This is a genomic window from Microbacterium cucumeris (assembly GCF_058349845.2).
Genome location: NZ_JBYRIZ020000003.1, coordinates 109,462 through 135,671, shown reverse-complemented (window position 1 = coordinate 135,671; position 26,210 = coordinate 109,462). Strand labels below are relative to the sequence as shown.

Here is a 26,210-nt window from a genome sequence, read left to right as displayed (position 1 = left end):
TCGCTCGACGGGCCGACGGCGGAAAGGAAACCATGCCAGACCCCCTCCTCACCGTGCGCGACTTCTCCGTCGTGTACGACGTCGAACCCCCCGTCGCCGCGGTCAAGAACGTGACCCTGGAGCTGCAGCGCGGCGAGATCCTCGGTCTCGCCGGGGAATCCGGATGCGGCAAGACGACGCTCGCCTACGGCGTGCAGCGGCTGCTGCGCGCCCCCGCCGTGATCACCGGCGGCTCCGTGGTCTTCCACGACGCCGCCGAGGGCGACATCGACATCAACGCCCTGGACGCCGAGCAGATGCGCCGCTTCCGCTGGGACAAGGTGTCGATGGTGTTCCAGGGCGCGATGAACGCGCTGAACCCCGTCGCGACGATCGGCTCGCAGCTCGAGGACGTCTTCGAGATCCATCGCCCCGACCTCGGCGCCCGTCAGCGCCGGGCCGCCGCGGCCGAGCTGCTCGAGATCGTCAAGGTCGGCGCACAGCGCAGCCGGTCGTTCCCGCACGAGCTGTCCGGCGGGATGCGTCAGCGCGTGATGATCGCGATGGCGCTCGCCCTGCGTCCGCAGCTCATGGTCATGGACGAGCCGACCACCGCGCTGGACGTGCTGGTGCAGCGGGAGATCCTGCGGCAGATCTCGCAGCTGCGGCACGAGTTCGGCTTCTCGGTGATCTTCATCACCCACGACCTGCCCCTGCTGCTGGAGATCAGCGATCGCATCGCGATCATGCGCGACGGCGAGATCGTCGAGCTCGGCACGGCCGAGCGGATCTGGACCGACCCGCAGGACGACTACACGCGGACGCTGCTGGCGTCCTTCCCTCGGCTCACCGGAGAGAAGGGGATGGTGGCGCGATGACTGTGCTCGACTTCTCGCACGTCACGAAGATCTACAACGTCCGCGGCGCCGGGCAGATCAAGGCCCTCGACGACGTCAGCTTCACCCTCCGCTCCGGGCAGACGATCGGCCTCGTGGGCCAGTCCGGCAGCGGCAAGTCCACGATCGCGAAGATCCTCACCCAGCTCGAGACCCCGACGCACGGGGAGGTCCTGCTCGACGGGGCGCCCATCCCGCGCCGCGGCAAGGGGCTGCGCGCGTACCGCCAGCGGCTGCGCATGGTCTTCCAGGACCCGTTCGCCTCGCTGAACCCGTACCACTCGATCGGCTACCACATCGAGCGTCCGCTGCGCCTGGACGGCGTGGTCCCGAAGGCGCAGCAGGATGCCGAGGTGCGCCGGCTGCTCGAACGCGTGCGCCTGATCCCGGATGCCGTCATCGACCGGCGCCCGCACGAGCTGTCCGGCGGGCAGCGTCAGCGCGTGGCGATCGCGCGGGCCCTCGCCTCCCGGCCGTCGCTGCTCGTCGCGGACGAGCCGGTGTCGATGCTGGACGTGTCGATCCGCCTCGGCGTCCTGAACCTGCTCGCCGACCTGCAGCGCGAGGAGGGGCTCGGGGTGCTCTACATCACGCACGACCTCGCGACCGCGCGGCACTTCAGCGACGAGATCATCGTCCTCAATCAGGGGCGGGTCGTCGAGCACGGCCCCGCCGACGACGTCATTCTCCGCCCGCAGGATCCCTACACGCAGGAGCTGCGCGCGGCCTCACCCGACCCCGAGAAGCACTTCGCCTCGGCATCCGGCATCCTGGGAGGCACCCCGTGACCGTCACCGCACCCCGTCTGGACCAGCCGGAGACGGATGCCGTCGCCACCGGCACCACCGCCACCCGGGTCGTCTCGGGATACGCCCGCGTCCCCTGGCGTTTCATCGGCAGCCGTGCCGCGTTCTATCTGTTCACGCTGTGGGCGGCGCTCACGATCAACTTCTTCCTGCCGCGCATGATGAAGGGCGACGCGGTCGACCAGTACCTCGCGCGCAACCGCAACGTGTCCCCGGAGGCCGCGGACGCGCTGCGCTCCCTGCTCGGTCTGGACACCGACAAGACGCTGTTCCAGCAGTACCTGGACTACTGGGGTCTGCTGCTGCGCGGCGATCTCGGCGTCTCGCTGCTGCACGGCCTGCGTCCCGTGACGGAGGTGATCTCCCAGGCGCTGCCCTGGACGATCGGCCTGGTCGGCTTCGCGACCATCATCTCGTTCGCCATCGGCACGATCGGCGGTGCCGTCGTCGGGTGGCGACGCGGCAGCCGCGCGGACGTGCTCATCCCGATCACCACGTTCCTCGGGACGATCCCGTACTTCTGGCTCGGCCTGCTCGCGATCGCCGTGTTCTCGGTGAACCTGGAGTGGTTCCCGATCGGCAAGGCGTACGGGGTGGGAACGACGCCGGAGTGGTCGTTCGAGTTCATCGGGGAGGTGATCCACCACGGGACCCTGCCGGCGGTGACGATCATCATCGCCTCGCTCGGCGGCTGGATGCTCGGGATGCGCAACATGATGCTCACCGTGCTCGACGAGGACTACATCACCGTCGCGCAGGCCAAGGGCATGACGAACCAGCGCGTGCTCTGGAGCTATGCGGCCCGCAACGCCGTGCTCCCGCAGATCCAGAGCTTCGCGCTGTCGATCGGCTTCATCGTCGGCGGCACGATCGTGATGGAGATGGTGTTCAGCTACCCCGGCGTCGGCAAGCTCCTGCTGGACGCCACCAACGCCAAGGACTACGCGCTCATGCAGGGCGTCTTCCTCGTGATCACGCTGTCGGTCCTCGTGGCGAACATCCTCGCCGACGTCGCCTACGCATTCCTCGACCCGCGCACGCGCCAGACGGAGGCCTGAGAATGAACGCTCCCGCTCGCACCACAGACCCCCAGTCCGCTCCGGCGGCGCCGGACACGCTGGCGCTGCGCACGGCCGCGCCCGCGCAGGATCGACCCGAGTCGTTCTGGGCGAAGCTCGGCGACGCCTTCGCGATGTTCCGCAACGGCAAGTCGCTCACGGGACTCGCGATCATCGCGTTCTTCGTCCTGATCGCGGTCTTCGCCGACGTGCTGGCGCCCTATTCGCCCACGCAGGTCGACAACACCCGCCGGTTCGAGCCGCCCTCCGCGGATCACTGGCTCGGCACGACCCACATCGGCGAGGACGTCCTGAGCCAGGTCATCCACGGCACGCGCGGCGTGATCGTCGTCGGCTTCCTCGCCGCGGCGATCGCGACCGTCATCGCGATCACGGTCGGCGTGATCGCAGGCTACATCCGCGGATGGAAGAGCGAGTCGCTGTCAGCGCTGACCAACGTGTTCCTCGTCATCCCCGGGCTCCCGCTCATCATCATCGTGGCGTCCATGTTCGAGGAGCCCCCGCTGTGGGTGATCGCCGCCGTGCTCGGTCTCACCGGATGGGCGTGGGGAGCGCGCGTGCTGCGCGCGCAGACGATGTCGCTGCGCAACCGCGACTTCATCCAGGCCGCCAGGGCCAACGGGGAGCCGCTGCGCCGCATCATCACGATCGAGATGCTGCCGAACCTCATGGCGCTGATCGCCGCGAGCTTCGTCGGCACCGTCACCGCCGCCATCCTCGCGCTCACGACGCTGTCGTACATCGGCGTCATCCCGGTCACCACCTACAACTGGGGCACGATCCTGAACTGGGCGTCGGCGCAGGGCGCGTTCCGGCAGAACCAGTGGTGGTGGTATCTGCCCCCGGGCCTGTGCATCGCGCTGATCGGCGTAGCCCTGGCCCTGATCAACTTCGGGATCGACGAGTACGTCAACCCGCGGCTGCGCTCCGCCGGCGAACGCGCCCGCGCGATGAAGAAGAAGGGGCTGAACGTCAACGACGCCGTCACGGCCGTCCGCCCCAGCGCTCCCGCCGCGGCGGACACGAGCAGCACCACGACCACGAAGAGACCGAAGAACACCGAGAAATGACATCGCAGACGCTCATCGATTCCCTGCCTTACCAGAACCCGTCGCTGTCGGTCCCCGAGCGCGTCGCCGACCTCCTCGGCCGGATGACGTTGGAGGAGAAGGTCGGCCAGATGCTGCAGCTCGACGCCCGCGACGACCTGGACGACCACATCCTGCGGCGCCACGTCGGCTCGATCCTGCACACCTCCCCGGAGCGCATCCTCCGCGCGCGCGAGCTGACGCTGCAGACCCGGCTGGGCATCCCGCTGCTCGTCGGCGAGGACTGCATCCACGGGCACTCGTTCTGGCCCGGTGCCACGATCTATCCGACGCAGCTCGGCATGGCGGCGTCCTGGGACGCGGAGCTCGTGGAGCGGGTGGCCAGGGCCACGGCCGTCGAGGTCGCGGCCACCGGTGTCCACTGGACCTTCTCGCCGGTGCTCTGCATCGCCAGGGACCTGCGCTGGGGACGGGTGAACGAGACCTTCGGCGAGGACCCGTTCCTCATCGGCGAACTCGCCAGCGCCATGGTGCGCGGCTACCAGGGCGAGGGCCTGGCCGATCCGACGGCCATCCTCGCGACGGCCAAGCACTTCGCCGGCTATTCCGAGACCCAGGGCGGACGGGACGCGTCCGAGGCCGACATCTCCCGCCGGAAGCTGCGCAGCTGGTTCCTGCCGCCGTTCGAGCGGGTCGCCAAGGAGGGCTGCCGCACCTTCATGCTGGGGTACCAGACCACGGACGGCGTGCCGATCACCGTGAACGACTGGCTGCTCAGCGACGTGCTGAGGGGGGAGTGGGGGTACACCGGAACCCTCATCACCGACTGGGACAACGTCGGCCGCATGATCTGGGAGCAGCGGATCCAGCCCGACCACACCCACGCGGCGGCCGCCGCGGTGAAGGCGGGCAACGACATGATCATGACGACGCCCGGCTTCTTCGAGGGCGCGCTGGATGCCGTGGACCGCGGGCTCCTGGATCCCGGCGACTTCGACACCGCCGTCGCCCGCATCCTGACCCTGAAGTTCGAGCTCGGGCTCTTCGAGGACGCTCGGATGCCGCGAGAGGGGCTCGAGGCGGTGGTGGGCGGCACCGCGCATGCCGAGCTGAACCTCGAGGTCGCGCGACGCTCGCTCGTGCTGCTCGAGAACGACGGCACGCTGCCCGTGGCGCCGAGCAGGATGACGCGCGTCGCGGTCGTGGGTCCGCTCGCGGACGAGGCCCAGGAGCAGCTCGGCGACTGGGCGGGCGGCTCCGGGCAGGCCGGGTGGCTGGACGGACAGCCGCGCGAGATGATCACGACCGTGCTCGACGGGATGCGCGAGATCGCGCCCTGGACCGTGACCTTCGCCCGCGGTGCGGACATCGGGACGCTCGGCCCGGACTCCCGCGGAGCGACGTTCCCGGACGGACAGCCCCGGCCGCCGATCGTGCATCCCGCCGCGGCCGACGACGCCATGATCGCCGAGGCTGTGGCCGCGGCATCCGACTCCGACCTCACCGTCGCCGTCGTGGGCGACTGCCGTGGGCTGTACGGCGAGGCGCGCTCGACGGCGACGCTGGAGCTGATCGGCGGGCAGATCGCCCTGCTCGATGCGCTCATCGCGACGGGGAAGCCCGTGGTCGTCGTGCTGCTGGCCTCGAAGCCGCTGGTGCTGCCGCCGAGCGCGGCGCGCGCGGCGGCCGTCATCTGGGCCGCCAACCCGGGGATGCAGGGCGGGCGGGCGCTTGCCGAGCTGATCACCGGGGCCATCGAGCCCTCCGGGCGTCTGCCGATCTCGTTCGCGCGGCATGTCGGGCAGCAGCCGACGTACTACAACCAGATCCGCGGACAGCACGGCGACCGCTACGCGGACCTGACGCAGGCGCCGGCGTGGGCGTTCGGCGAAGGGCTGTCCTACACGACGGTGGCGTACGCGGATCTGTCCGCGTCCGTGGTGGGCGACACGGTCGTCGCGGAGGTGACGGTCGCCAACACCGGCCGGCGCCCGACGCGCGAGACCGTGCAGGCGTATGTGAGAGACGAGGTCACGAGCGTCAGCTGGGCGGATCGCGAGCTGAAGGCCTACCGTCAGATCGACCTCGCGCCGGGGGAGTCCGCTCGGGTGCGTCTGGAAGTGCCCATCGCCGCGTGCACGATCGTGGACGCCGCCGGCGACCGCATCGTGGAACCCGGAGAGTTCCGCCTGCTGGTCGGTCCCTCCTCGCGCGAGGAGACGCTGCTCGAAGCCCCCTTCACACTCGGCTGAGGGCGGGCTGCGGGGCGGGCGCGGTCCGCGCCCCGCGGGTCAGATCGCGTCGAGCTGGGCGAGGAACTCGTCGGCCATCTCCAGCTGGCGCGCCAGCCGGTCGCGGCGCTCGACGGCGTCGACGCGGAAGTCCTGCAGCACGGTGCGCGCTTCGGTGTCATCGCCGTCGGCGGCATCGATGACCCGGAGCAGATCGCCCATCTGCTCGAGCGAGTACCCGAGCGGCTTCATGCGCCGGATGACGAGCAGGCGTCGCAGGTCGTCGTCCGTGTAGAGCCGGAACCCGCCGTCCGAGCGTCCGGACGGCGTGAGCAGCCCGATCTCGTCGTAGTGGCGGAGCGTGCGCAACGACATTCCGGTGCGTTCGGCGAGTTCGCCGATGTGCATCGTCTCCGGCATCCGTTTCCTCCCAACCCTCACGTTACGTTAGGGTTGCCGTGCCGCGCGTGTTCGCGGCGGACCCATGCTTTCACACCGTCCCGGGGAGTCCCATGTCCACGACCGTCGTGCCCGACGACCGCGCCCGCTATCGCGACAACCCCTCGGTCCTGTCGGTGCTGAAGAGCCCGCGCCTGCTCACTCGCGAGGCGCTGGCGGGCCTCGTGGTCGGGCTCGCGCTCATCCCCGAGGCGATCTCCTTCTCGATCATCGCCGGCGTCGACCCGAAGGTCGGCCTGTTCTCCTCGTTCATCATGGCCGTCACGATCGCCTTCGTCGGCGGGCGCCCCGCCATGATCAGCGCCGCCACCGGGGCCGTCGCGCTAGTCATCGCCCCGGTCGCCCGCGAGTACGGCATGGACTACTTCATCGCGACGGTCATGCTGGCGGGCGTGTTCCAGATCCTCCTCGCCGTCCTCGGCGTCGCGAAGCTGATGCGCTTCATTCCGCGCAGCGTCATGGTCGGATTCGTCAACGCCCTCGCCATCCTCATCTTCAGCGCTCAGCTGCCGCACCTCGTCGACGTGCCGTGGCTCGTGTATCCGCTCGTCGCCGCCGGCATCCTCATCATGGTCTTCATGCCCCGCCTGACGAAGGTCGTCCCGGCTCCGCTGGTCTCGATCATCCTCGTCACGGCGGTGGTCGTGGTCTTCGCGCTGAACGTGCCGACGGTAGGAGACGAGGGCGAACTGCCTCGGAGCCTTCCCGAGCTGTTCATCCCGAACGTGCCGCTGACCTGGGAGACGTTCACGATCATCGCGCCGTTCGCGCTCGCCATGGCCCTGGTCGGACTCATGGAATCGCTCATGACGGCGAAGCTCGTCGACGAGATCACGGACACGCATTCCCGCAAGACCCGCGAGGCGTGGGGGCAGGGTGTCGCCAACGTCCTGTCCGGTCTGTTCGGCGGCATGGGCGGCTGCGCCATGATCGGCCAGACGATGATCAACGTCAAGGCGTCCGGAGCGCGCACCCGCATCTCGACGTTCCTCGCCGGGGTGTTCCTGCTGATCCTCGTCGTGGCGCTCGGCGACTTCGTGGCGATCATCCCGATGGCCGCGCTCGTCGCCGTCATGGTGATGGTCTCGGTCGGCACGTTCGACTGGCACAGCATCCGCCCGTCGACCCTCCGGCGGATGCCGAAGAGCGAGACGTTCGTCATGCTCGCCACGGTCGTCGTGGTCGTCCTCACGCACAACCTGGCGATCGGCGTCGTCGTGGGCGTGTTCGTCGCCTCCGTCCTGTTCGTGCGTCGGGTGGCGCACGTCGTCACGGTCACGCGCACCGCGGGACCGGATGCCGCGCACTACGTCGTGGACGGGGAGCTGTTCTTCGCCTCCAGCAACGACCTCACCACGCAGTTCGAGTACGCCGAGGACCCTGATCGGGTCGTGATCGATCTGTCGCGCTCGCACGTGTGGGACGCCTCGACCGTCGCCGCGCTCGACACCATCGAGACGAAGTACGCTCAGCACGGCAAGTCGGTGGAGTTCGAGGGCATGAACGAGGCCACCGGCCGTTTCCACGGCCGCCTGACCGGCGGCTTCCCGCCCGCCTGACCGGGCTTCCCCGCGGACGTGGCCGTGTATCTCGTCCGCGTGATCGTGTTCCCCGCTGGAGCGAGACCTCTCCCTGTCCACCACTGACCTCTCCTTGTTGTCGAGACCTCTCGTCGTTCACGTGAATGACGAGAGGTCTCGTTACTAACGAGAGGTCTCACCGCGGGTACCGGGGAGCGCGGGGAGGGGCCGGGGCGGGGGAAGGACGGGGGAAGGACGGGAAGGGCGGGAGGGCGGGGGAGCGGGCCTGGTGGAGACGGGGTGCGGTCGGTCAGTCCTCGTCATCGAGGCGGCGGGGACCGGCGCCGGAGGCGCCGAGCGCGTCGTCGGGGTTCAGCAGCCCGCAGGCCTTCATCGACAGGCAGCCGCATCCGATGCATCCGGTCAACTCGCGCTCCAGCCGCTCGATGCCCTCCCTGCGCCGCTCGAGGTCCCGCTTCCAGCGCCGCGACGCACGCTGCCAGTCCGCATGGCTCGGCGTCACGGTCATCGGCACGTCCGCGAACGCCTCCTGGACATCCGACAGCGGGATGCCGAGGCGCTTGGCGACGGTGATGAGCGAGACTCGCCGTAGCATGTGCCGTGCGTACCGCCGCTGGTTGCCCGGGGTGCGGGTGGAGGCGATCAGCCCGAGCTGTTCGTAGAAGTGCAGAGCCGACACAGCGACCCCTGTGCGTCGGCTCATCTCGCCGACCGTCAGCAGCTCGTCCGGGGCGTGACCCGCGCTCTTCTCGACCACCGCGACCTCCTCGATTTGACCTCAAGCATACTTGAGGTTTTACGGTGAGAGGGATCGAGGGAGGACCGGATGACGTATGTGATCGCGTTGCCGTGCGTGGATGTGAAGGATCGGGCGTGCATCGACGAGTGTCCGGTGGACTGCATCTACGAGGGCGAGCGGTCCCTGTACATCCACCCGGACGAGTGCGTGGACTGCGGGGCCTGCGAGCCGGTGTGCCCGGTGGAGGCGATCTACTACGAGGACGACCTGCCCGAGGAATGGGCGGACTACTACAAGGCCAACGTGGAGTTCTTCGACGAGATCGGCTCCCCCGGCGGCGCCGCCAAGGCGGGCGCCTATGACTTCGACCACCCGCTCATCGCCGCCCTCCCGCCGCAGGAGGGACTCGAATGACTCCGTCTCCCCGGATCGCGATCGTCGGAGCCGGCCCTGCGGGGATCTACGCCGCGGACATCCTGCTCGGCCGCGTGCCCGACGCCCGCGTCGATCTGATCGAGAAGCTCCCCGCTCCCTACGGGCTCGTGCGCTACGGCGTGGCCCCCGATCACCCGCGCATCCGCAAGATCACGGACGCCCTGCACGAGGTGCTGGAGCATCCGTCGATCCGGCTGCTCGGCGGCATCGACGTGGGCGCCGACGTCACGGTGGAGGAGCTGCGCGCCGCCTACGACGGGGTGATCCTCGCCACCGGCGCCGACCTCGACGTGTCGCTCGACATCCCCGGGGCGGACCTGCCCGGTTCCTTCGGCGCCGCCGATCTCGTCGCCTGGTACGACGCTCATCCCGACGTCCCGCGGACCTGGCCGCTGGCGGCCGAATCGATTGCCGTGCTCGGCGCCGGCAACGTGGCCCTGGACGTCACGCGCATCCTCGCCAAGCACGCGGCGGACCTCCACCGCACGGACACGCCGGATCACGTGCTCGACGCGCTGGCGAGCAATCCGGTGCGCGACATCCACCTGTTCGCCCGCCGCGGCCCGGCCGACGTCCGTTTCTCGGCCCTGGAGCTGCGCGAGCTCGGTGAGCAGCGCGACGTCGACGTCCTCGTCGATCCGGCCGAGCTCGAGCTCGACGAGCACGCCGAGCTGATGCTGGAGCAGTTCTCGCAGCGCCGCATCATCCTGCGGACCCTGCGCGAATGGGCCGAGCGGCCCCGTGCTGAGCTGAGGGCCTCCCGCCGCATCCACCTGCACTTCCGGCAGAGGCCGGTCCGCATCCTCGGAGAGCAGGACGTGACCGGCCTCGAGATGGAGCGCACCGTGTCCGACCCGCTCGGACGCATGCAGGCGACCGGCGAGCTCGTCCGGCACGAGGTGGGCGCGGTGTACCGGGCGATCGGCTACCGCTCGTCGCCGGTTCCCGGAGCGCCGTTCGACGTCGACCGCGGCATCATCCCGAACAGGGAGGGCCGGGTCGTCGGCCCCGACGGCGCCGCGATCCCGCGCCTGTACGCCACCGGCTGGATCAAGCGCGGCCCGGTCGGACTGATCGGCTCGACGAAATCGGACGCCGCGCAGACGGTGCAGCACCTCGTCGACGACCTCGCCTCCGCGGAGCCGGCCGTGGCGGCATCCGACCCGCTCGCGCCCCTCGAGGGAATCGTGGACTGGGGGGGATGGTTGCGCATCGACGAGGCGGAGCGCCGTGCGGGCGCCGCCCGCGGCCGCGAACGCACCAAGCTCGTGGACCGCGACGACATGATCGCCCACGCCCGAGGCCGCGACATCGCACCCGCCGGTCCGCACGAGAACAGCACGGAGAACGCCCGATGACCACCCTGCAGCACCCCGCGACCGCTCCCGTCCCGACGCCCGTCGGAGAGGGACTGAAGGCGGCTTTCCGCACCCATCCTGCCGGCGTCGCGATCATCACCGCGATGACCGACACCGGGCCGGTGGGCCTCACGGCATCGAGCGTCGCCTCGGTCGCCGTGGACCCCGCAGCCATCATGTTCTCGGTGACGCGGGCGACCGGAACCGCCGGCGCCCTGCTCGCCGCGGACACCTTCGTCGTCCATCTCATCGACGACGAGCACGCCGACCTGGCGCAGAGCTTCGCGACCAGCGGCGCCGAACGGTTCACCCCGGAGCAGGGCTGGGGCGCTCTCGCCACCGGCGAGCCCCACCTGCCGACCGCCCGCGCCGCTCTGCGCAGCCGTGCTCTGCACACCGTGCCGGTGGGATCGTCGACGGTCGTCATCGCCGAGGTGCTCGACGTCATCACCGGTCCTCTCGGACGACCCGTCGTGTACTTCGATCGCCGCTTCCACCCCGTCCCCGCCGCCTGAACCCGTCCGAAACGTCGAAAGGAAGAAAGATGTCCGTCTACACCCTCCCCGAGCTGCCCTACGACTACGCGGCACTCGAGCCGCACATCTCCGCCAAGATCATGGAGCTGCACCACTCCAAGCACCATCAGGCGTACGTGACCGGCGCGAACACGGCGCTCGAGCAGCTCGCCGCCGCGCGCGAGTCCGGTGACCTCGCCGGCATCAACAAGCTCGAGAAGGACCTCGCGTTCAACCTCGGCGGCCACATCAACCACTCCGTGTTCTGGCAGAACATGTCCCCGGACGGCGGCGGCGCCCCGGAGGGTGAGCTGGCCGCCGCGCTCGAGGACGGATTCGGGTCGATCGACGCGTTCCGTGCGCACTTCACCGCCACCGCGCTGGGCGTGCAGGGATCGGGTTGGTCGGTGCTCGCGTGGGACGGCGTCGGACAGCGGTCCGTGATCTTCCAGCTCTTCGACCAGCAGGGCAACGCGCCTCTCGGCGTGACCCCGCTGCTGCAGCTGGACGTCTGGGAGCACGCGTACTACCTCGACTACCGCAACGTGCGCGCCGATTACGTGAAGGCGTTCTGGGAGATCGTGAACTGGGCCGACGTGCAGCAGCGCTTCGAGAAGGCCCGCAGCGCGACGCCAGGACTCATCACGCCGGCCTGAACCGGGACGGATGCCGGCACGCGCGCGTCTCGCAGAAACGCGCGGATCTCGCAGGAATCCACGGGAAGCCTGCGAGATCCGCGTCGATCTGCGAGGCCGGCGCGGCGTCAGCCGCGACGTCAGCCGGCGGGGCGCACCAGGCCCGTCTCATAGGCCAGGATCACCAGCGCCGCTCGGTCGCGGGCGTGCAGCCGGCCGAGGAGCCGGCTGACGTACGTGCGCGTCGTCGCGGGGCTCAGGAACAGGTCGGCCGCGATCTCGTCGTTGGTGCGTCCCCGGCCGACGAGGGTCAGGACGTCGATCTCCCGCTCGGTGAGACCGTCCAGCCGCGAGCGATCCGGCGTCCTGGCCGCGCCGGCCGCCGCGCGCATGACCGTCGCGGTCACCGCGGGGGAGAGCAGGGCGTCTCCGGCGGCGACCGTCCGGATCGCCGAGCGGAGATCCTCGGGGGAGACGTCCTTGAGCAGGTAACCAGCGGCCCCCGCGCGAACGGCCTCGTGCACGTGCTCGTCCTCGTCGAAGGTGGTGAGGATCAGCACGCGCACGCCGTCGAGCGCCGGATCGGACACGATCGCCCTGGTGGCCTCGAGCCCGTCCATCATCGGCATCCTGATGTCCATCAGCACCACGTCCGGGCGGTGCTCGCGCACGCGGGAGAGCCCCGACCGGCCGTCGGGGGCCTCGTCCACGACCCGGATGTCGCCGTCGCGCTCCGCGAGCGGGCGGAGCCCGGCACGCACGAGCTCCTGGTCGTCGACGATCACCACGCGGATCGCTGTCATCGCTGTTCCTCTCCGTCCGCCGGGATCCGTGCGGAGACCAGGAACCCGCCGGGCGCCGGGCGTGCGGTCAGACGACCACCCAGCAGTTCCGCGCGCTCGCGCATCCCGCGGATCCCCGATCCCTCCCCGACCGGCTCGCGCCCGACGGGGCCGTCGTCGCTGATCTCGAGGCTCAGGATGCCGCCGACCACCCGGGCGCGCAACCGCAGCGTGCGGGCGTCGGCGTGGCGGAGGATGTTCGTCACGGACTCCTGGACGATGCGGTAGGCCGCGGCATCCACGGATGGGGCGAGCGCGTCGGAGGGGACCGCCATCTCGGTGACGACGCGCAGTCCGGAATCCCGTGCCACGGTCAGGAGCGGATCCACCGCGGCGAGGCCCAGCACCGGGGCCGGGTCCGGGACCCGATCCGAACGCAGGATCTTCACGGTGCGCCGCAGTTCGCGCAGGGCATCCGACGTCGCCTGACGGACACGCCCGAGGGCCCGACGCGATGCCGCCGCGTCCTCGGCCTCCGTCGCCACGCCGGCGTGCAACGCGGCCACCGACAGCGTGTGGCCGATCGTGTCGTGCAGGTCCCGCGCCATGCGCAGGCGCTCCTCCTGAAGCCGGGCGTCGGCGGCGCGCTGCTGCTCGGCCGCCGTGAGCTCCGCGATGCGCGCCGTGCGCTCCCGCGCCTCGCGGGTCAGCCGCACGGCCGCGCCCAGCGCGATCGCCGCGGCCGCGAGTGCGACCTCCGTGACGAACGTGTAGCCGTTCAGCCCGGCCTCCGGCGCGTCGTCGATCAGGCGGAAGAAGGTCGCGACCGCCAGCAGCACGGCCGCCGCGCCGACGGCCCAGGGCGTGCGGCGCTGCTCAGCGGCGGAGAACAGAGCGCCGGTCGCCGGCAGCACCATCCCCACCGGAGGCAGATCGAGGATGTAGTAGCCGAACACCGCGATGAGGGTCAGCACCAGCACCAGGCGGGGCGCACGCCGGCGCACCAGCAGCAGAGCGCCGAAGAACACCGCGAAGCCGTAGGCGGGGGCCGAGGCGCGGCCCGCCGGATCCGCCGCGATGACGACTGCGAGGACGAGGGCGACAGCGAGCGCGAGTGCGGCGTCGGTCAGCCGGGGGTCGACGTCCGTGCGCATGACCCCAGCGTAGGAGCACGCTCGCCATCCCGCGATCCGCTGTGGGCGATGCCGGAGTCGCCTCGGGGCGACTCCGGTCGTCGGAGAGATCGCGTCGGGGCGGTGCACGGTGACGATCCGGGGCCGATGTGCCCAGCCCGGTCCCCGCCGAGGCTGGAGGCATGACAGAGAACACATCAGACACCTCCCGCCCGGGCCTGCCCTGGCTGCTCATCATCGGGCTCGCGTCGCTCTCGCTGCTGTGGCCGCTGGCCGAGTTGGTCGGCATCCCTCAGGGGGCGCCGCGCGCTCTCACGATCATCGCGGTGATCGCCGCGACCTGGATCGGCGTGGTCGGCTTCGGACGCGTGCCTCGCCCCGTGCTCGTGCTCGCGCTCACCGGCCTGATTCACGGCGTCATCGCCCTCGGTGCCGCCGTCCTCCTCGGCGGGTTCGACCGTCCGATCTGGACGCTGTTCGCCGGGCTCGCCATCGACATGTTCTGGGGCACCGTCGCCGGGCTCGTCGCCCTCGGAATCCAGCAGATCCGCAAGGCGGCGGCATGAGGATCCGCCGTGCGACGGCCGGGCTGGCGGTGGCCGCCGCGTCCCTCGCGGCGCTCGCCGGGTGTGCGGGGTTCTCGACGACCACCGTCGCAGACCAGGAGTTCGTGACCGAGCTGGCGATCCCGCCGCTGGCGCCGTCGAGCGTCGAGGACGGCGTGCGGACCTTCCACCTCACCGCGCAGGAGGCGTCCACATCCTTCGCCGGCGTCGACGAGCCGACCACGACGTGGGGCTTCGACGGGTCGTTCCTCGGGCCGACGCTGCGGGCGCAACGCGGCGAGCGCGTCGCCGTGGAGGTCGACAATCGCCTCCCGGAGCGGACCAGCGTGCACTGGCACGGCATGCATCTTCCGGCCGCCATGGACGGCGGACCGCACCAGATGATCGAGCAGGGCGAGGCCTGGCGCCCGACCTGGACGATCGATCAGCCGGCGGCGACGCTCTGGTACCACCCGCATCCCCATGGGGAGACCGAGAAGCATGTCTACCTCGGCCTCGCGGGCATGTTCCTCCTCGACGACGACGCGAGCCTCGCCGCCGATCTGCCCCGGGAGTACGGCGTCGACGACCTGCCGCTCATCGTGCAGGACAAGGAGTTCGACGACCGCGGTCAGCTGGTGCTGCGGCAGGACGGCGCGGAACCCGGGATGCTCGGGGACACCGTGATGGTCAACGGCACGATCGGCGCCTTTCACGATGTCACCACCGAGCGGGTCCGACTGCGGCTGCTGAACGGGTCGACCGCGCGCACGTACACGTTCGCCTTCGACGATCGGCCCCTGACGATGGTGGCGAGCGACGGCGGGCTGCTCGACGCCCCGATCGAGCGGGACGCCCTGCGGCTCGCACCCGGGGAACGGGCCGAGGTCGTCGTCTCCTTCGAGCCGGGAGAGACCGTGCGCCTGCGGTCGGTCGTGACCGATCTGGGCGGCGTTCTGGTGCCGGCGACCTCGGGCGGCAACGACGAGTTCGACGTCCTCGAGTTCCGTGCCGCCGATGAGCTCACTCCCTCGGAGGAGCCGTCCTGGCCGGCGGCGAGAGACGCCGCGTCGGACGAGCTGCACGAGTCCGCGGCATCCGTCACCCGCTCCTTCACGCTGAACACGCGATCCATCAACGGCGAGGAGATGGACATGTCCCGCATCGACGAGGTGGCCTACGTGGGCGACACCGAGATCTGGGAGGTCCGCAGCACGCAGGCGATCCCGCACAGCTTCCACGTCCACGATGTGCAGTTCCGGGTGCTGTCCGTCGACGGGCGCGAACCCCCCGACGAGCTCGCCGGACGCAAGGACACGATCTACCTGCAGCCGAACACGGTGTACCGTCTGCTGCTGCGGTTCGACGACTACGCCGATCCCGAGATGCCGTACATGTACCACTGCCACATGCTGCTGCACGAGGACGAGGGCATGATGGGGCAGTTCGTCGTGATCGAGCGCGGTCAGGAGGAGCAGGTGCGCGCACGGGATCACGACGAGCACGGCCCGCAGGGCGGCTCCGGCTCACCCGGCGAGCACGCTCACTGACGCGGCGGCCGGGTGCTCAGTCCTCGGCCGCAGCCTGGGCCGCCCGGTACCGACGATTGCGCAGGCCGAGCACGACCGCGGCGAGGAGCGCGGCCACGACGGACGCCGTCAGCACCGCGACCTTGCCGTGGTCGTAGTGCGGGCTTCCCGCACCGAAGCTGAGCTCCACGACGAGCAGCGAGACCGTGAATCCGATGCCGGCGAGCACACCGACCCCGGCGATGTCGATCCATCGCAGCGACGGGTCGAGGTTGATGCGGCGGATCCGCGTGATCAGCCAGGTCGCTGCGGTGATGCCGAGCGGCTTGCCCACCACGAGACCGACGACGACGGCGATCAGCACCGGGTCCGTGAACGCCGATGCGAAGCCGTCCGCTCCGCCGATCGCGACTCCGGCCGAGAAGAACGCGAACACCGGCACGGCGAAACCGGCGGACAGCGGGCGGAAGCGGTGCTCGAAGATCTCGGCGAGACCGGGACCGGCATCGTCCGTCCGGTCCGCCTTCTTGTGCAGGACGGGGATCGTGAACCCGAGCAGGACGCCGGCGATCGTCGCGTGGATCCCGGACGCGTGCATGAGAGCCCAGGCGACGAACCCGATCGGGAGCAGGATCAGCCAGGCCGCTGCGGGCTTGGCATGGAACATGCGGCGCGACAGCTGTGCGACGGTTCCGTACGCGGCGATCGTGAGAAGCGACAGCAGCAGCGGGACGAGGTCGATGGACTCGGTGTAGAACAGGGCGATGATCCCGATGGCGATGAGATCGTCCACCACCGCGAGGGTCAGCAGGAAGATCCGCAGCGCGCTCGGCAGATGCGAGCCGATCAGGGCGAGGACCGCCACGGCGAAGGCGATGTCCGTCGCCGTGGGGATCGCCCAGCCCCGCGCCTCGCTGGAGGTCGCGCCCACGATCGTCACGTACAGCAGCGCGGGAACCGCGACCCCGCCGATGGCGGCCACGACCGGCACGATCGCGGTGCTGGGCGAACGCAGGTCGCCCGCGACGAACTCGCGCTTGAGCTCGAGGCCGACGAGGAAGAAGAAGATCGCGAGCAGCCCGTCGGCCGCCCACGCGCCCAGCGAGAGCTTCAGATGCCACGGCTCGTAGCCGATCTCGACGTCGCGGATCGCGAAATAGGTCTCCGCCCACGGAGAGTTCGCCCAGATGAGCGCTGCGGCGGCGAACGCCACCAGCAGAAGACCACCGACCGTCTCGGTGCGCAGGATCTCGCCGATGCGGCGCGATTCCGCTCGAGAGGCGAAGGGGAAGATGGTGCGGATGCGAGCGGGAGTGCGCGACATGAGCGCCTTTCGGGTCGAGGACGTGGCCGTCGACCAGGCTTCCCGACTCTCCGCTTCCCATTCTAGCGGAGCCCGTCGCGTTCACCGAAGCTGCGCGAAGCGCTCGACCTCCCGGGTCGGGCCGACGACCAGGACGACGTCGCCGTCACCGAGGACGGTGTCGGCCTGGGCGTTGCGCCATTCGCCGCCCGCGCTTCGATACGCGGCGATCGTCACGCCGTGCGTGTGGCGCACGGCCCCCTCGGTGAGGGTGATCCCGTGCAGGATGTGCGGTGCGACGGTCTTGACCACGGCGTACCCCCTGTCGATCTCGAGGTAGTCCGCGGCGGCTCCGCGGACGAGGTGCGCGACGCGACGCCCCATGTCCTTCTCCGGGTAGACGACCTTGTGCACGCCGAGCTGCTCGAGAACGGCACCGTGCCGCTCGTCGACCGCCTTGGCCCAGATCACCGGCACGTCCAGCTGCAGCAGGAGGGAGGCCGTGAGGATCGAGGCGGTGATGTCATTGCCGATCGAGACCACCACGCGGTCGAACTCTCCGATCGCGAGCTGCTCGAGCACCTCCAGTCGCGTGGCGTCTGCGCGGACGACCTGGGTGAGTGCGCCGTTGAGCGATTGCACGACCGCCTCGTCCTCGTCGATTCCCAGCACGTCGGTGCCGGACTCCATCAGTTCGAGCGCGAGCGACGTGCCGAACCGGCCGAGCCCGATCACGGCGACCGAATCGGCCTCGGCGATCCTGCGGGCATCCTGCTGTCCGAAGGAGAGAAATCTGCTCATGGTTTCCTTTCGAGCCCGCGCTCAGCCGATCGCGGGACGTTCCTTGGGGAGTTCGTACGCGGTCGTCCGCTCGCGCAGGGCCAGCGCGGATCCCAGCGTCAGTGGGCCCAGGCGGCCGAGGAACATCAGTGCGACGAGGATCAGCTGCGCGGCCACGGGCAGGTCGGCCGTGATCCCGGTTGACATCCCGACCGTGCCGAAGGCGGAGACGGCCTCGAACAGCACACGGTCCAGGTCGAGGTCGGTCATCGCCAGGATCGCGATGACACCGGCCATCACCGCACCGAGGGCGACGAGGACCACGGTGATCGCCTCGCGGTGGACGGCGCGCGAGAGCCGTTTGCCGAACACGTTCACCGCCGTTCCGCCGCGCAGTTCCGTGAGCATGATGAAGAACAGCACGGCGAACGTGGTGACCTTGATCCCGCCTGCGGTGCCGGCGGGGCCGCCGCCGATGAACATGAGCACGTCGGTGCCGAGCCAGGTCTCGTCGTGCATCTGCGCGATGTCGACGGAGTTGAAGCCGGCCGTGCGCGCCTGCACGGCGTGGAAGAAGCCGGCCAGGATGCGGGACGCGGGGTCGAGCGCGCCGAGAGTGCCGGGGTTGTCCCATTCGATGACGACGACGTATGCCGTGCCGAGGACGAGCAGCGCGGCCGTCGCCGACAGGACGATGCGCGTGTTCATGGTCCAGTGCAGCGGGCGTCGGAACTCCTTGCGCAGCTGCCGGAGCACCGGGAATCCGAGACCCCCGAGGATGATCGCCGCGCAGATCGGCAGACAGATCCACGGGTCGGAGACGAACCCCATCAGGCTGTCGGTGTACAGCGCGAAGCCGGCGTTGTTGAACGAGGACACCGAATGGAAGACGGCATGCCACGCCGCCTTCCCGGGATCGTAGCCATAGGCGGTGAGGAATCGGACGAAGAGCAGGACGGCGACGACGGCCTCGATCGTCAGCGTGGTGAGCAGGATGCCGGTGGCGACGCGTTTCACGTCTCCGCTGCTGCTCGTCTTGGTCTCGGTGCCCGTGATGACGCGTGAGCGCACCGACAGCTTGCGCGCCAGCGCCAGGCCGATCAGTGCAGCGAACAGCATGATGCCGAGTCCGCCGAGCTGGATGAGCAGCAGGATCACGACCTTGCCGAAACCGCTCCAGTGCACGGCCGTGTCCACGACGATGAGCCCGGTCACGCACACGGCGGACGTCGAGGTGAACAGCGCGTCGACGATGCCGGTCCAGGTGTCCTTCGCCGAGGAGATCGGCAGCGTCAGCAGCAGGGTGCCGAGCGCGATGACCGTGCCGAAACCCGTCGCGATCGCCTGTGCCGGAGCCAGGTGGCGCTTCGTCCGACGCGTGTGCGGAAGGGGGACCGTGTGAGCCACAACAGGGCACACTACGCGAGCGGGAAGGCGGAGATCGCGTTCCTAACGGAATCCATGCGGGACGGTCCTGACGGAATCCCCACGGCATCGATACGCGCGCCCGCGGCCGTCAGAGGCTCACACGAGCTCGGCCGCCAGCGCCCGGATGCGCGCGCGGATCTCGTCCCTGATCGGGCGCACGGCCTCGATGCCCTGACCGGCCGGGTCGTCGAGCTCCCAGTCCTCATAGCGCTTGCCGGGGAAGATCGGGCACGCGTCGCCGCATCCCATCGTGATCACGACGTCCGAGTCCCGCACGGCCTCGGTCGTGAGGATCTTGGGGGATTCGGCCGTGATGTCGATGCCGAGCTCCGCCATCGCCTCGATCGCGACCGGGTTGATCTGCTCGGCCGGGATGGACCCGGCCGAGCGCACCTCGACGCGATCGCCCGCGAAGTCGCGCAGGAATCCTGCGGCCATCTGGGAGCGTCCGGCGTTGTGCACGCAGACGAAGAGGACGGACGGCTTGGTGGTCGCTTCGGTCATCGTTTCTCCTGATCGAGGGGATGGTCAGTGGGTGAGGTCGTCGACGAGTGCGCGCACCCGGTTCGCGATGTCATCGCGGATGGCGGCGACGCCGTCGGCGGAGGCGAGCGCGGGGTCCCCGACGGCCCAGTCGTCGTAGCGGACGCCGGGGATGATCGGGCAGACGTCGCCGCATCCCATCGTGATGACGACATCCGCGGCGCGGACGGCATCGTCGGTGAGCGGCTTGGGGAAGCGCTCCGCGGAGCGATCGCCCTCGATCTCCTCGAGGATCGAGCGCACGTGGGGGTGGATGACCTCCGCGGGGTTGGACCCTGCGGAACGCGCGACCACTCTTCCGCCCGCCATCTGGTTCACCAGTGCTGCGGCGAGCTGCGAACGTCCGGCATTGGCGACGCAGACGAACAGCACCTGCGGCACCGACGCTTCGCGGTCGCGGGTGAGATCCGCCAGACGCTGACGAGCGAAGCGCTCGGTCAGCGGCACGAGCGCGGAGTGCACTCGGGCGGTGCGGGCGAGCGACGTGTACGACTCGCGCACGATGGTGAGGACGACGTCCGGGTCCAGGCCGGGGACCTCGGAGGAGAGCTCATCCGCAAGATGCGTGATCCGCTCGTCGAAGTCGGGACCGCCCGAATCGTCGCGGACGTCGCTCCAGGGTGCCACGGTCGCGGGAGCGAACGAGTCCAGAAGCGCGGTGACCGCAGCGCGGCGGTCCGGGTTGATCCGGTACCAGACCCAGGTGCCCCGGCGCTCCGACGTCAGGACGTCGACCTCCTTGAGCACCTTGAGATGATGCGAGACGGTCGGCTGCGATACCTCGGCGAGTTCGGCGAGATCGCACACGCACGACTCACCGCGGGGGTCGGAGGCGATGGCCGACAGCATCCGCAGTCGCAGCGGATCCGACAGAGCCTTCAGCGTGGATGCGACGGAGGCCGCGGCATCCGCGCCGATGGCATGGGTGGCGACGGGACTGCAGGTGTCCTGGACGGTCAGCGCGATGTTCACGACGGCATCCTCTCTGCGGTGTGCGGATCGGTGGGGAACCAGCGCCTCGCCGTCCACAGCGAGACGTAGACGAGCCCGACGAGCACGGGTACCTCGATGAGCGGGCCGACGACGCCCGCCAGCGCCTCACCCGATGTCGCGCCGAATGTTCCGATCGCGACGGCGATCGCGAGCTCGAAGTTATTGCCCGCGGCCGTGAACGCCAGCGTCGTGGAGAGGGCGTAGCCGAGCCCGAGCGCCTTGCCCGTGAGGAGACCTGCTGCCCACATGATCGCGAAGTACGCCAGCAACGGCGCGGCGATGCGGGCGACGTCCCAGGGGTGCTGCGCGATCTGATCGCCCTGCAGCGCGAACAGCAGCACGATGGTGAACAGCAGGCCGTACAGCGCCCACGGTCCGACGCGGGGGAGGAAGGCCTCCTCGTACCATTCGCGGCCCTTGAGGCGCTCGCCGAGGTAGCGCGAGGCGAAACCGGCGACCAGAGGGATGCCGAGGAAGATCAGCACATTGAGGGCGATCTGCCAGACCGAGACCTGCAGTCCCTGGACGTCCAGGCCGAGCCAGCCGGGGAGGACGGTGAGGTAGAACCAGCCCAGCAGCGAGAACGCGACGACCTGGAACACGGAGTTGATCGCGACCAGCACCGCGGCGGCCTCCCTGTCGCCGCACGCGAGGTCGTTCCAGATGACGACCATGGCGATGCAGCGGGCGAGTCCGACGATGATGAGCCCGGTGCGGTACTCCGGGAGATCGGGCAGGAACGTCCATGCGAGCGCGAACATCAGCGCGGGCCCGACGAGCCAGTTCAGCACCAGCGAGGAGACGAGGAGCCTCTTGTCTCCGGTGACGGCGGCGACCCTGTCGTAGCGGACCTTCGCGAGCACCGGATACATCATCACGAGCAGCCCGATGGCGATCGGGATCGAGATCCCGCCGACTTCGAAGGCCGCCAGCAGGCCGGAGAGTCCTGGGACGAAGCGCGCCAGCAGGAGGCCGGCGACCATCGCGAGGCCGATCCAGAGCGGCAGCAAGCGGTCGAGCGTGGGCAGTCGTCTGACGGCGGGTGCGGTGACGGTCACGGGCGCCTCCTGTATTGATCCGCGTCTATATTGACAGGGATCAATACAGGAGGCAAGCGCGGCGCGTCAGCTGCGGCGTGATCTCGCGGGCAGATCGATCGGCCCGGTCACCGACAGCTCGTCCTCCCAGCACTGGATGCCGGTGACCTCCGGCATCCTCGCCCTCGTGAACACGGGATCCAGGCCTTCGCGGCGCTGTTGCGAATAGTCCTTCAGCAGCTTGAACGCGACGCCCGACAGGAGCGCGATGGCGATGAGATTGATCAGCGCCATGATCCCCATGATCCCGTCCGCCGTGTTCCAGATGAGGTCGGCCGAGGCGATCGATCCGAGGAAGACCACCGCGACGACGACGACGCGGAACGTGGTCAAGACGACCGGTTTGGTGTTCAGGAACTCGATGTTCGCCTCGCCGTAGTAGTAGTTGCCGAGGATCGAGCTGAACGCCAGCAGGAACACGATCACGCTCAGCAGGACGTTGGCCCAGGGGCCGAGCGCGCTCACGAGAGCGTTCTGGGTGAGCACGATGCCCCGCTCGGCGTTCATGAGGTCCGGGGTCGAGACGAGCACGATGAAGGCGGTGATGGAGCACACGAGGAACGTGTCGAAGTAGACCCCGAGCGTCTGGACCAGCCCCTGCTTGACCGGGTGCGTGACGGCGGCGGTCGCGCCCGCGTTCGGCGCGGAGCCCAGTCCCGCCTCGTTCGAGAACATGCCGCGCTTCGCGCCCACCATGATGATGGCGCCGATCGTTCCGCCGGCTACCTCCTGCGTGCCCCAGGCCTGGGTGTAGATGGACGCGAACACCTCGGGCAGCCGGTCGATGTGGATGCCGACGATCACCAGGCCCAGGATCAGGTACAGCAGAGCCATCAGGGGGACCACCGCCTGGGACACCGAGGCGATCCGGCGGACCCCGCCGAAGACCACGAGGGACGTGAGGACGGCGAGAACCGCGCCCACCACCCACGGGATCCAGCCGACCTCGCCGCCGAAGCTGCCGGAGAGCGTGGCGCTGATCGTGTTCGCCTGGAGCGAGTTGAACGACAGAGGGAAGCACAGGATCAGCACGACCGCGAACAGGATCCCCATCCAGCGGGCCTTCAGACCGTGCTGCATGTAATACGCCGGTCCGCCGCGGAAGCCGTCCTTGTCGCGGACCTTGTAGGTCTGTCCGAGGGTCGACTCGATGAAGCTGGAGGCACCGCCGATGAACGCCATCGTCCACATCCAGAACACCGCACCGGGACCGCCGATCGCGATCGCGGTGCCGACGCCGGCGATGTTTCCGACACCGACGCGCGAGGCCGCCGATATCGTGAACGCCTGGAACGCCGAGACGGACTGGGGTTCGCCGGATGCGTCCCGTGGGGTGCGGTTGGTGAGCGTTCGGAACATCTCGGGGATCAGCCGGAACTGCACCACGCCGGAACGCAGCGTGAAGTACACCCCGAGCACGGCGAGCACGGGGAAGACGATCCAGGTCCACAGGGTGTCGCCGGCGGAGAGCACGAAGTCGTTGAGCGCGTCCATCGGCCCAGTATGTCGGTCCGCGGCATCCGACGGCCAGAGGCCGCGCGAGATCGCACCGGCGCCCGCGTTCAGATCCGGGAGGTCGTGCCCCGGACGATGAGCTCGTACGGCAGCGCGCCGTGGGAGGCGGCGGGCTCGGCATCCTCGAGCCGTGCCAGCACCGTGTCGGCGGCGCGCTCGCCCTGGCCGATGGGGAACTGGTCCACGGTCGTCAGGCGGAAGAACTCGCCGAGCTCGTGCCCGTCGATGCCCACGATCGAAAGGTCCTCCGGGACACGGAAGCCGAGGTCGCGCGCGGCGAGGATCGCCCCGATCGCCATCTCATCGGATGCCGCGAACACCGCGGTCGGGCGCGGGCCCGGGCGGCCGAGCAGCTGCTTGGCCGCCCGATAGCCGCCCTCGACCGTGAAGTCGGCGGGCTCCAGGAAGGCGGGGTTGAGCGGGATGCCCGCATCCGCCAGCGCCTTCTCGAATCCCTGCCGGCGCTGGGTCGGGATGTGGAAGTCGAGGTCGAACTCCGGGTTCGCTCCGATGTGCGCGATGTCGCGGTGTCCGAGGCTCAGCAGATGCTCGGTGGCGAGCTGGGCGACGGCGACATCGTCGACCGTGAGGGTGTCCAGCCGCGGGTTCGGGCCGCCGATCGCGATCACGGGCAGGCCCAGGCTCAGCAGTTGGCTGGTCTCGTCCTCATCGAGTTCGATGGAGACCGCGATGATGGCGTCGACGCGCTGACGTCGCAGAGCGGTGGTGAACACCTCGCGGCGCACGTCGCGGTCGGCCGTGATGTTGTACAGCGTGATGTCGTAGCCCTGGCGCATGAGGGCGCTGGAGACGCCGGACAACACGGTGCTGAAGAACCACCGGTCCAGGAACGGCACGACCACGCCCACGTTGCGCGTGCGCCCGGAGGCGAGCGAGGACGCACGGGAGGAGACGACGTAGCCCAGCGCGTTCGCGGCGGTCAGCACGCGCTCCCGGGACGCGGCCGAGACATGCCCCCGTCCGCTGAGCGCACGCGAGACCGTGGCGGTGGAGACCCCCGCCAGCTTCGCGACCTCGTCGATGCTCGTCATCGTGGTTCTTTCATTCGGGATCGCGAGACTTGGTTTGCGGGGTGAGGCTTGGCCAGGGTGGGTCGGTCTCACTCCGCAAACCAAGTCTCGCGGGGAGGGAGCTCAGGACAGGGTGTACCAGACGGCGGTGTCGACGGGCAGTGCCGCGCCCTCGAACGGCCGGCTCTGCACGACGAAGGTCGCGCCGGCCGGCAGCTCGATCGACTCCGTGCCGAGGTTCACCGCGACATGCAGGTCCCCGCGACGGAAGGCCACGGCATCCGGGTCCAGGTCCTCCCAGACCAGCGTCCCGGAGCCGAGCTCGTGCTCGCGACGCAGACGCAGCAACTGCTTGTACAGGGAGAGCGTCGAGGTCGGGTCGTTCTCCTCCGCGGCCCGCGCGTACGCGCCCCATTCCGCCGGCTGCGGCAGCCACGAGGCGCCGGTGTCATTGAAGCCGAACGCGGGGGCGTCGACCTCCCAGGGCAGCGGGACGCGGCATCCGTCCCGGCCGTAGCGCTTGCCCTCGGTGCGGAACCAGGTGGGGTCCTGACGGAACTCGTCCGGGATCTCCATCGCCTCGGGGAGGCCGAGCTCCTCGCCCTGGTACAGGTACGACGAGCCGGGGAGCGCCAGCATGACCGTGGTGGCCGCGCGTCCGCGGGCGAGGCCGACGGCCGTGTCCGGCTTGTTCGGCGTGAGCGGGCCGATGCCCTCGCCCTGCGGGTTGTCGTCGGTGAACGCCAGACGCGTCGCGTGGCGGACGACGTCGTGGTTCGAGAGCACCCAGGTGCTGGGGGCGCCGACCTTGCCGAACTCCTCGAGCGATTCGCGGATGACGGCGCCGAGCTCCTTCGCGTCCCACGGGGTCATGAGGTACGGGAAGTTGAACGTCTGGTGCATCTCGTCCGGACGTACCCAGAGCGCGGTCTTCTTCAGCGTCGGCAGCCACGCCTCACCGCACAGCGCGCGGTCGCCGTCGTACTCGGCGAGCACCTGATGCCAGTCGCGGTAGATGTCGTGCACCTCGTCCTGGCCCCAGTACGGGACGTTCTCCTCGCCGCCGCCCATCGAGTCGGCGTCGGGGACGGGGGCGTAGTCCGGCAGGCCCGCCTGCTTGGCCATGCCGTGCGCGACGTCGACGCGGAAGCCGTCCACGCCCCGGTCGAGCCAGAAGCGCAGGATCGAGCGGAACTCCTCTTTGACCTCCTCGTTGGTCCAGTCGAAGTCGGGCTGGGTGGGGTCGAAGATGTGCAGATACCACTGGCCCGGCGTGCCGTCGGCCTCGGTGACGCGTTCCCACATGCCGCCGCCGAACACGCTCTCCCAGTTGTTCGGGGGCAGTTCGCCGTTCTCGCCGCGGCCGTCGCGGAACACGTACCGTGCGCGCTCCCGGCTGCCGGGGCCGGCCTTCAGCGCGGCCTGGAACCAGGCGTGCTGATCGGAGGAGTGGTTCGGGACGAGGTCGACGATGACCCGGATGCCGCGGGCGTGCGCCTCGGCGAGCATCGTGTCGAAGTCGGCGAGCGTGCCGAAGATCGGGTCGACGTCGCGGTAGTCGGCGACGTCGTAGCCGGCATCCTTCTGCGGGCTGGTCATGAAGGGGCTCAGCCAGATCGCGTCGATGCCGAGCTCCTGGAGGGAATCGAGGCGGCTCGTGATGCCGGGGAGGTCGCCGATGCCGTCGCCCGACGCGTCCGCGAAGGATCGCGGGTAGATCTGATAGATGACGGCGCTGCGCCACCACTCGGAACCGGGGGCGGCGGACTGTTCGAGCTGAGTCATGCGATGAGCCTACTGCAAGCGCTT

General features: G+C 69.7%; 25 protein-coding genes. 12 read left to right on the top strand and 13 right to left on the bottom strand.

The features are described 5' to 3' along the window. Positions 1 to 32 precede the first annotated feature (32 nt). Genes AC3RXZ_RS09775 through AC3RXZ_RS09755 form a run of 5 tightly spaced genes read left to right on the top strand, consistent with a single transcriptional unit; the run spans position 33 to position 6,061 of the window. Positions 33 to 857: an ABC transporter ATP-binding protein gene (locus tag AC3RXZ_RS09775; protein ID WP_243228975.1), complete on the top strand. Its 825-nt coding sequence runs from the start codon at positions 33 to 35 to the stop codon at positions 855 to 857. Further along, positions 854 to 1,663: an ABC transporter ATP-binding protein gene (locus AC3RXZ_RS09770; protein WP_243228977.1), complete on the top strand. Its 810-nt coding sequence runs from the start codon at positions 854 to 856 to the stop codon at positions 1,661 to 1,663. The genes AC3RXZ_RS09775 and AC3RXZ_RS09770 overlap by 4 nt, the downstream gene beginning before the upstream one ends. Further along, positions 1,660 to 2,739 carry an ABC transporter permease gene (locus AC3RXZ_RS09765; protein WP_243228979.1) on the top strand — a complete coding sequence of 360 codons (1,080 nt, stop codon included), beginning with the start codon at positions 1,660 to 1,662 and terminating at the stop codon, positions 2,737 to 2,739. Before AC3RXZ_RS09770 ends, AC3RXZ_RS09765 begins: the two co-directional genes overlap by 4 nt. Before the next feature lie 2 nt (positions 2,740 to 2,741). Beyond that, positions 2,742 to 3,830, top strand: coding sequence for an ABC transporter permease (locus AC3RXZ_RS09760; protein ID WP_374208973.1), 1,089 nt, complete (start codon positions 2,742 to 2,744; stop codon positions 3,828 to 3,830). After that, on the top strand, positions 3,827 to 6,061 hold the full coding sequence (locus tag AC3RXZ_RS09755) for an exo-beta-d-1,3/1,6-glucosidase (protein WP_491493886.1): 2,235 nt from the start codon (positions 3,827 to 3,829) through the stop codon (positions 6,059 to 6,061). The genes AC3RXZ_RS09760 and AC3RXZ_RS09755 overlap by 4 nt, the downstream gene beginning before the upstream one ends. A gap of 39 nt (positions 6,062 to 6,100) precedes the next feature. On the opposite strand, the gene AC3RXZ_RS09750 is transcribed toward AC3RXZ_RS09755, so the two are convergent. Next, positions 6,101 to 6,460, bottom strand: coding sequence for a MerR family transcriptional regulator (locus tag AC3RXZ_RS09750; protein ID WP_243228983.1), 360 nt, complete (start codon positions 6,458 to 6,460; stop codon positions 6,101 to 6,103). A 92-nt stretch (positions 6,461 to 6,552) separates the two neighbouring features. Here AC3RXZ_RS09750 and AC3RXZ_RS09745 point away from each other — a divergent pair, with 92 nt between their 5' ends. Continuing rightward, the gene (locus tag AC3RXZ_RS09745) at positions 6,553 to 8,058 is read left to right on the top strand and encodes a SulP family inorganic anion transporter (protein WP_491493885.1); all 1,506 of its coding nucleotides are present in this window, start codon (positions 6,553 to 6,555) and stop codon (positions 8,056 to 8,058) included. Positions 8,059 to 8,329: 271 nt separating this feature from the next. Here the strand turns inward: AC3RXZ_RS09745 and soxR are convergent, their stop codons facing one another. Beyond that, positions 8,330 to 8,797, bottom strand: coding sequence for a redox-sensitive transcriptional activator SoxR (soxR, locus tag AC3RXZ_RS09740; protein WP_308220921.1), 468 nt, complete (start codon positions 8,795 to 8,797; stop codon positions 8,330 to 8,332). Positions 8,798 to 8,866: 69 nt separating this feature from the next. On the opposite strand from soxR, the gene fdxA reads away from it, so the two are divergent. Genes fdxA through AC3RXZ_RS09720 form a run of 4 tightly spaced genes read left to right on the top strand, consistent with a single transcriptional unit; the run spans position 8,867 to position 11,743 of the window. Next, complete coding sequence (gene fdxA / locus AC3RXZ_RS09735) at positions 8,867 to 9,193, top strand: ferredoxin (RefSeq protein WP_243228986.1); 327 nt, start codon at positions 8,867 to 8,869, stop codon at positions 9,191 to 9,193. Beyond that, the gene (locus tag AC3RXZ_RS09730; protein WP_491493884.1) at positions 9,190 to 10,572 is read left to right on the top strand and encodes an FAD-dependent oxidoreductase; all 1,383 of its coding nucleotides are present in this window, start codon (positions 9,190 to 9,192) and stop codon (positions 10,570 to 10,572) included. Before fdxA ends, AC3RXZ_RS09730 begins: the two co-directional genes overlap by 4 nt. Beyond that, positions 10,569 to 11,087 (top strand): flavin reductase family protein, encoded by a 519-nt coding sequence (locus tag AC3RXZ_RS09725; protein WP_243228990.1) that lies wholly within the window; start codon positions 10,569 to 10,571, stop codon positions 11,085 to 11,087. The genes AC3RXZ_RS09730 and AC3RXZ_RS09725 overlap by 4 nt, the downstream gene beginning before the upstream one ends. Before the next feature lie 29 nt (positions 11,088 to 11,116). Further along, a complete protein-coding gene (locus tag AC3RXZ_RS09720; RefSeq protein WP_491493883.1) occupies positions 11,117 to 11,743 on the top strand; it encodes a superoxide dismutase in 627 nt (208 codons plus the stop codon). Positions 11,744 to 11,862: 119 nt separating this feature from the next. Here the strand turns inward: AC3RXZ_RS09720 and AC3RXZ_RS09715 are convergent, their stop codons facing one another. Both AC3RXZ_RS09715 and AC3RXZ_RS09710 read right to left on the bottom strand, forming a co-directional pair. Continuing rightward, the gene (locus AC3RXZ_RS09715; RefSeq protein WP_491493882.1) at positions 11,863 to 12,525 is read right to left on the bottom strand and encodes a response regulator; all 663 of its coding nucleotides are present in this window, start codon (positions 12,523 to 12,525) and stop codon (positions 11,863 to 11,865) included. After that, the gene (locus AC3RXZ_RS09710; RefSeq protein ID WP_491493881.1) at positions 12,522 to 13,658 is read right to left on the bottom strand and encodes a sensor histidine kinase; all 1,137 of its coding nucleotides are present in this window, start codon (positions 13,656 to 13,658) and stop codon (positions 12,522 to 12,524) included. Before AC3RXZ_RS09710 ends, AC3RXZ_RS09715 begins: the two co-directional genes overlap by 4 nt. A gap of 161 nt (positions 13,659 to 13,819) precedes the next feature. On the opposite strand from AC3RXZ_RS09710, the gene AC3RXZ_RS09705 reads away from it, so the two are divergent. Both AC3RXZ_RS09705 and AC3RXZ_RS09700 read left to right on the top strand, forming a co-directional pair. Then, on the top strand, positions 13,820 to 14,203 hold the full coding sequence (locus AC3RXZ_RS09705; protein ID WP_243228997.1) for a hypothetical protein: 384 nt from the start codon (positions 13,820 to 13,822) through the stop codon (positions 14,201 to 14,203). Continuing rightward, on the top strand, positions 14,200 to 15,732 hold the full coding sequence (locus tag AC3RXZ_RS09700) for a multicopper oxidase family protein (RefSeq protein WP_491493880.1): 1,533 nt from the start codon (positions 14,200 to 14,202) through the stop codon (positions 15,730 to 15,732). Before AC3RXZ_RS09705 ends, AC3RXZ_RS09700 begins: the two co-directional genes overlap by 4 nt. Positions 15,733 to 15,748: 16 nt before the next feature. On the opposite strand, the gene nhaA is transcribed toward AC3RXZ_RS09700, so the two are convergent. The 9 genes from nhaA to AC3RXZ_RS09655 all read right to left on the bottom strand — a co-directional run bounded on the left by nhaA (position 15,749) and on the right by AC3RXZ_RS09655 (position 26,186). Beyond that, complete coding sequence (nhaA, locus tag AC3RXZ_RS09695; RefSeq protein WP_491493879.1) at positions 15,749 to 17,035, bottom strand: Na+/H+ antiporter NhaA; 1,287 nt, start codon at positions 17,033 to 17,035, stop codon at positions 15,749 to 15,751. A gap of 81 nt (positions 17,036 to 17,116) precedes the next feature. Continuing rightward, positions 17,117 to 17,815 carry a potassium channel family protein gene (locus AC3RXZ_RS09690; protein WP_491493878.1) on the bottom strand — a complete coding sequence of 233 codons (699 nt, stop codon included), beginning with the start codon at positions 17,813 to 17,815 and terminating at the stop codon, positions 17,117 to 17,119. A gap of 21 nt (positions 17,816 to 17,836) precedes the next feature. Beyond that, positions 17,837 to 19,201: a TrkH family potassium uptake protein gene (locus tag AC3RXZ_RS09685; protein ID WP_491493877.1), complete on the bottom strand. Its 1,365-nt coding sequence runs from the start codon at positions 19,199 to 19,201 to the stop codon at positions 17,837 to 17,839. Between the two features lie 117 nt (positions 19,202 to 19,318). Next, entirely contained in the window at positions 19,319 to 19,726 is a 408-nt protein-coding gene (locus AC3RXZ_RS09680; protein ID WP_491493876.1) for an arsenate reductase ArsC, read from the bottom strand. Positions 19,727 to 19,750: 24 nt separating this feature from the next. Further along, positions 19,751 to 20,737, bottom strand: coding sequence for a metalloregulator ArsR/SmtB family transcription factor (locus tag AC3RXZ_RS09675; RefSeq protein ID WP_491493875.1), 987 nt, complete (start codon positions 20,735 to 20,737; stop codon positions 19,751 to 19,753). Next, positions 20,734 to 21,741 (bottom strand): ACR3 family arsenite efflux transporter, encoded by a 1,008-nt coding sequence (gene arsB, locus AC3RXZ_RS09670; RefSeq protein WP_491494115.1) that lies wholly within the window; start codon positions 21,739 to 21,741, stop codon positions 20,734 to 20,736. The genes AC3RXZ_RS09675 and arsB overlap by 4 nt, the downstream gene beginning before the upstream one ends. A gap of 141 nt (positions 21,742 to 21,882) precedes the next feature. Beyond that, positions 21,883 to 23,349: an alanine/glycine:cation symporter family protein gene (locus AC3RXZ_RS09665; protein WP_491493874.1), complete on the bottom strand. Its 1,467-nt coding sequence runs from the start codon at positions 23,347 to 23,349 to the stop codon at positions 21,883 to 21,885. A gap of 68 nt (positions 23,350 to 23,417) precedes the next feature. Continuing rightward, positions 23,418 to 24,422: a LacI family DNA-binding transcriptional regulator gene (locus AC3RXZ_RS09660; RefSeq protein WP_243229014.1), complete on the bottom strand. Its 1,005-nt coding sequence runs from the start codon at positions 24,420 to 24,422 to the stop codon at positions 23,418 to 23,420. Positions 24,423 to 24,524: 102 nt separating this feature from the next. Further along, positions 24,525 to 26,186, bottom strand: coding sequence for a glycoside hydrolase family 13 protein (locus AC3RXZ_RS09655; RefSeq protein WP_491493873.1), 1,662 nt, complete (start codon positions 26,184 to 26,186; stop codon positions 24,525 to 24,527). Positions 26,187 to 26,210: the final 24 nt, after the last annotated feature.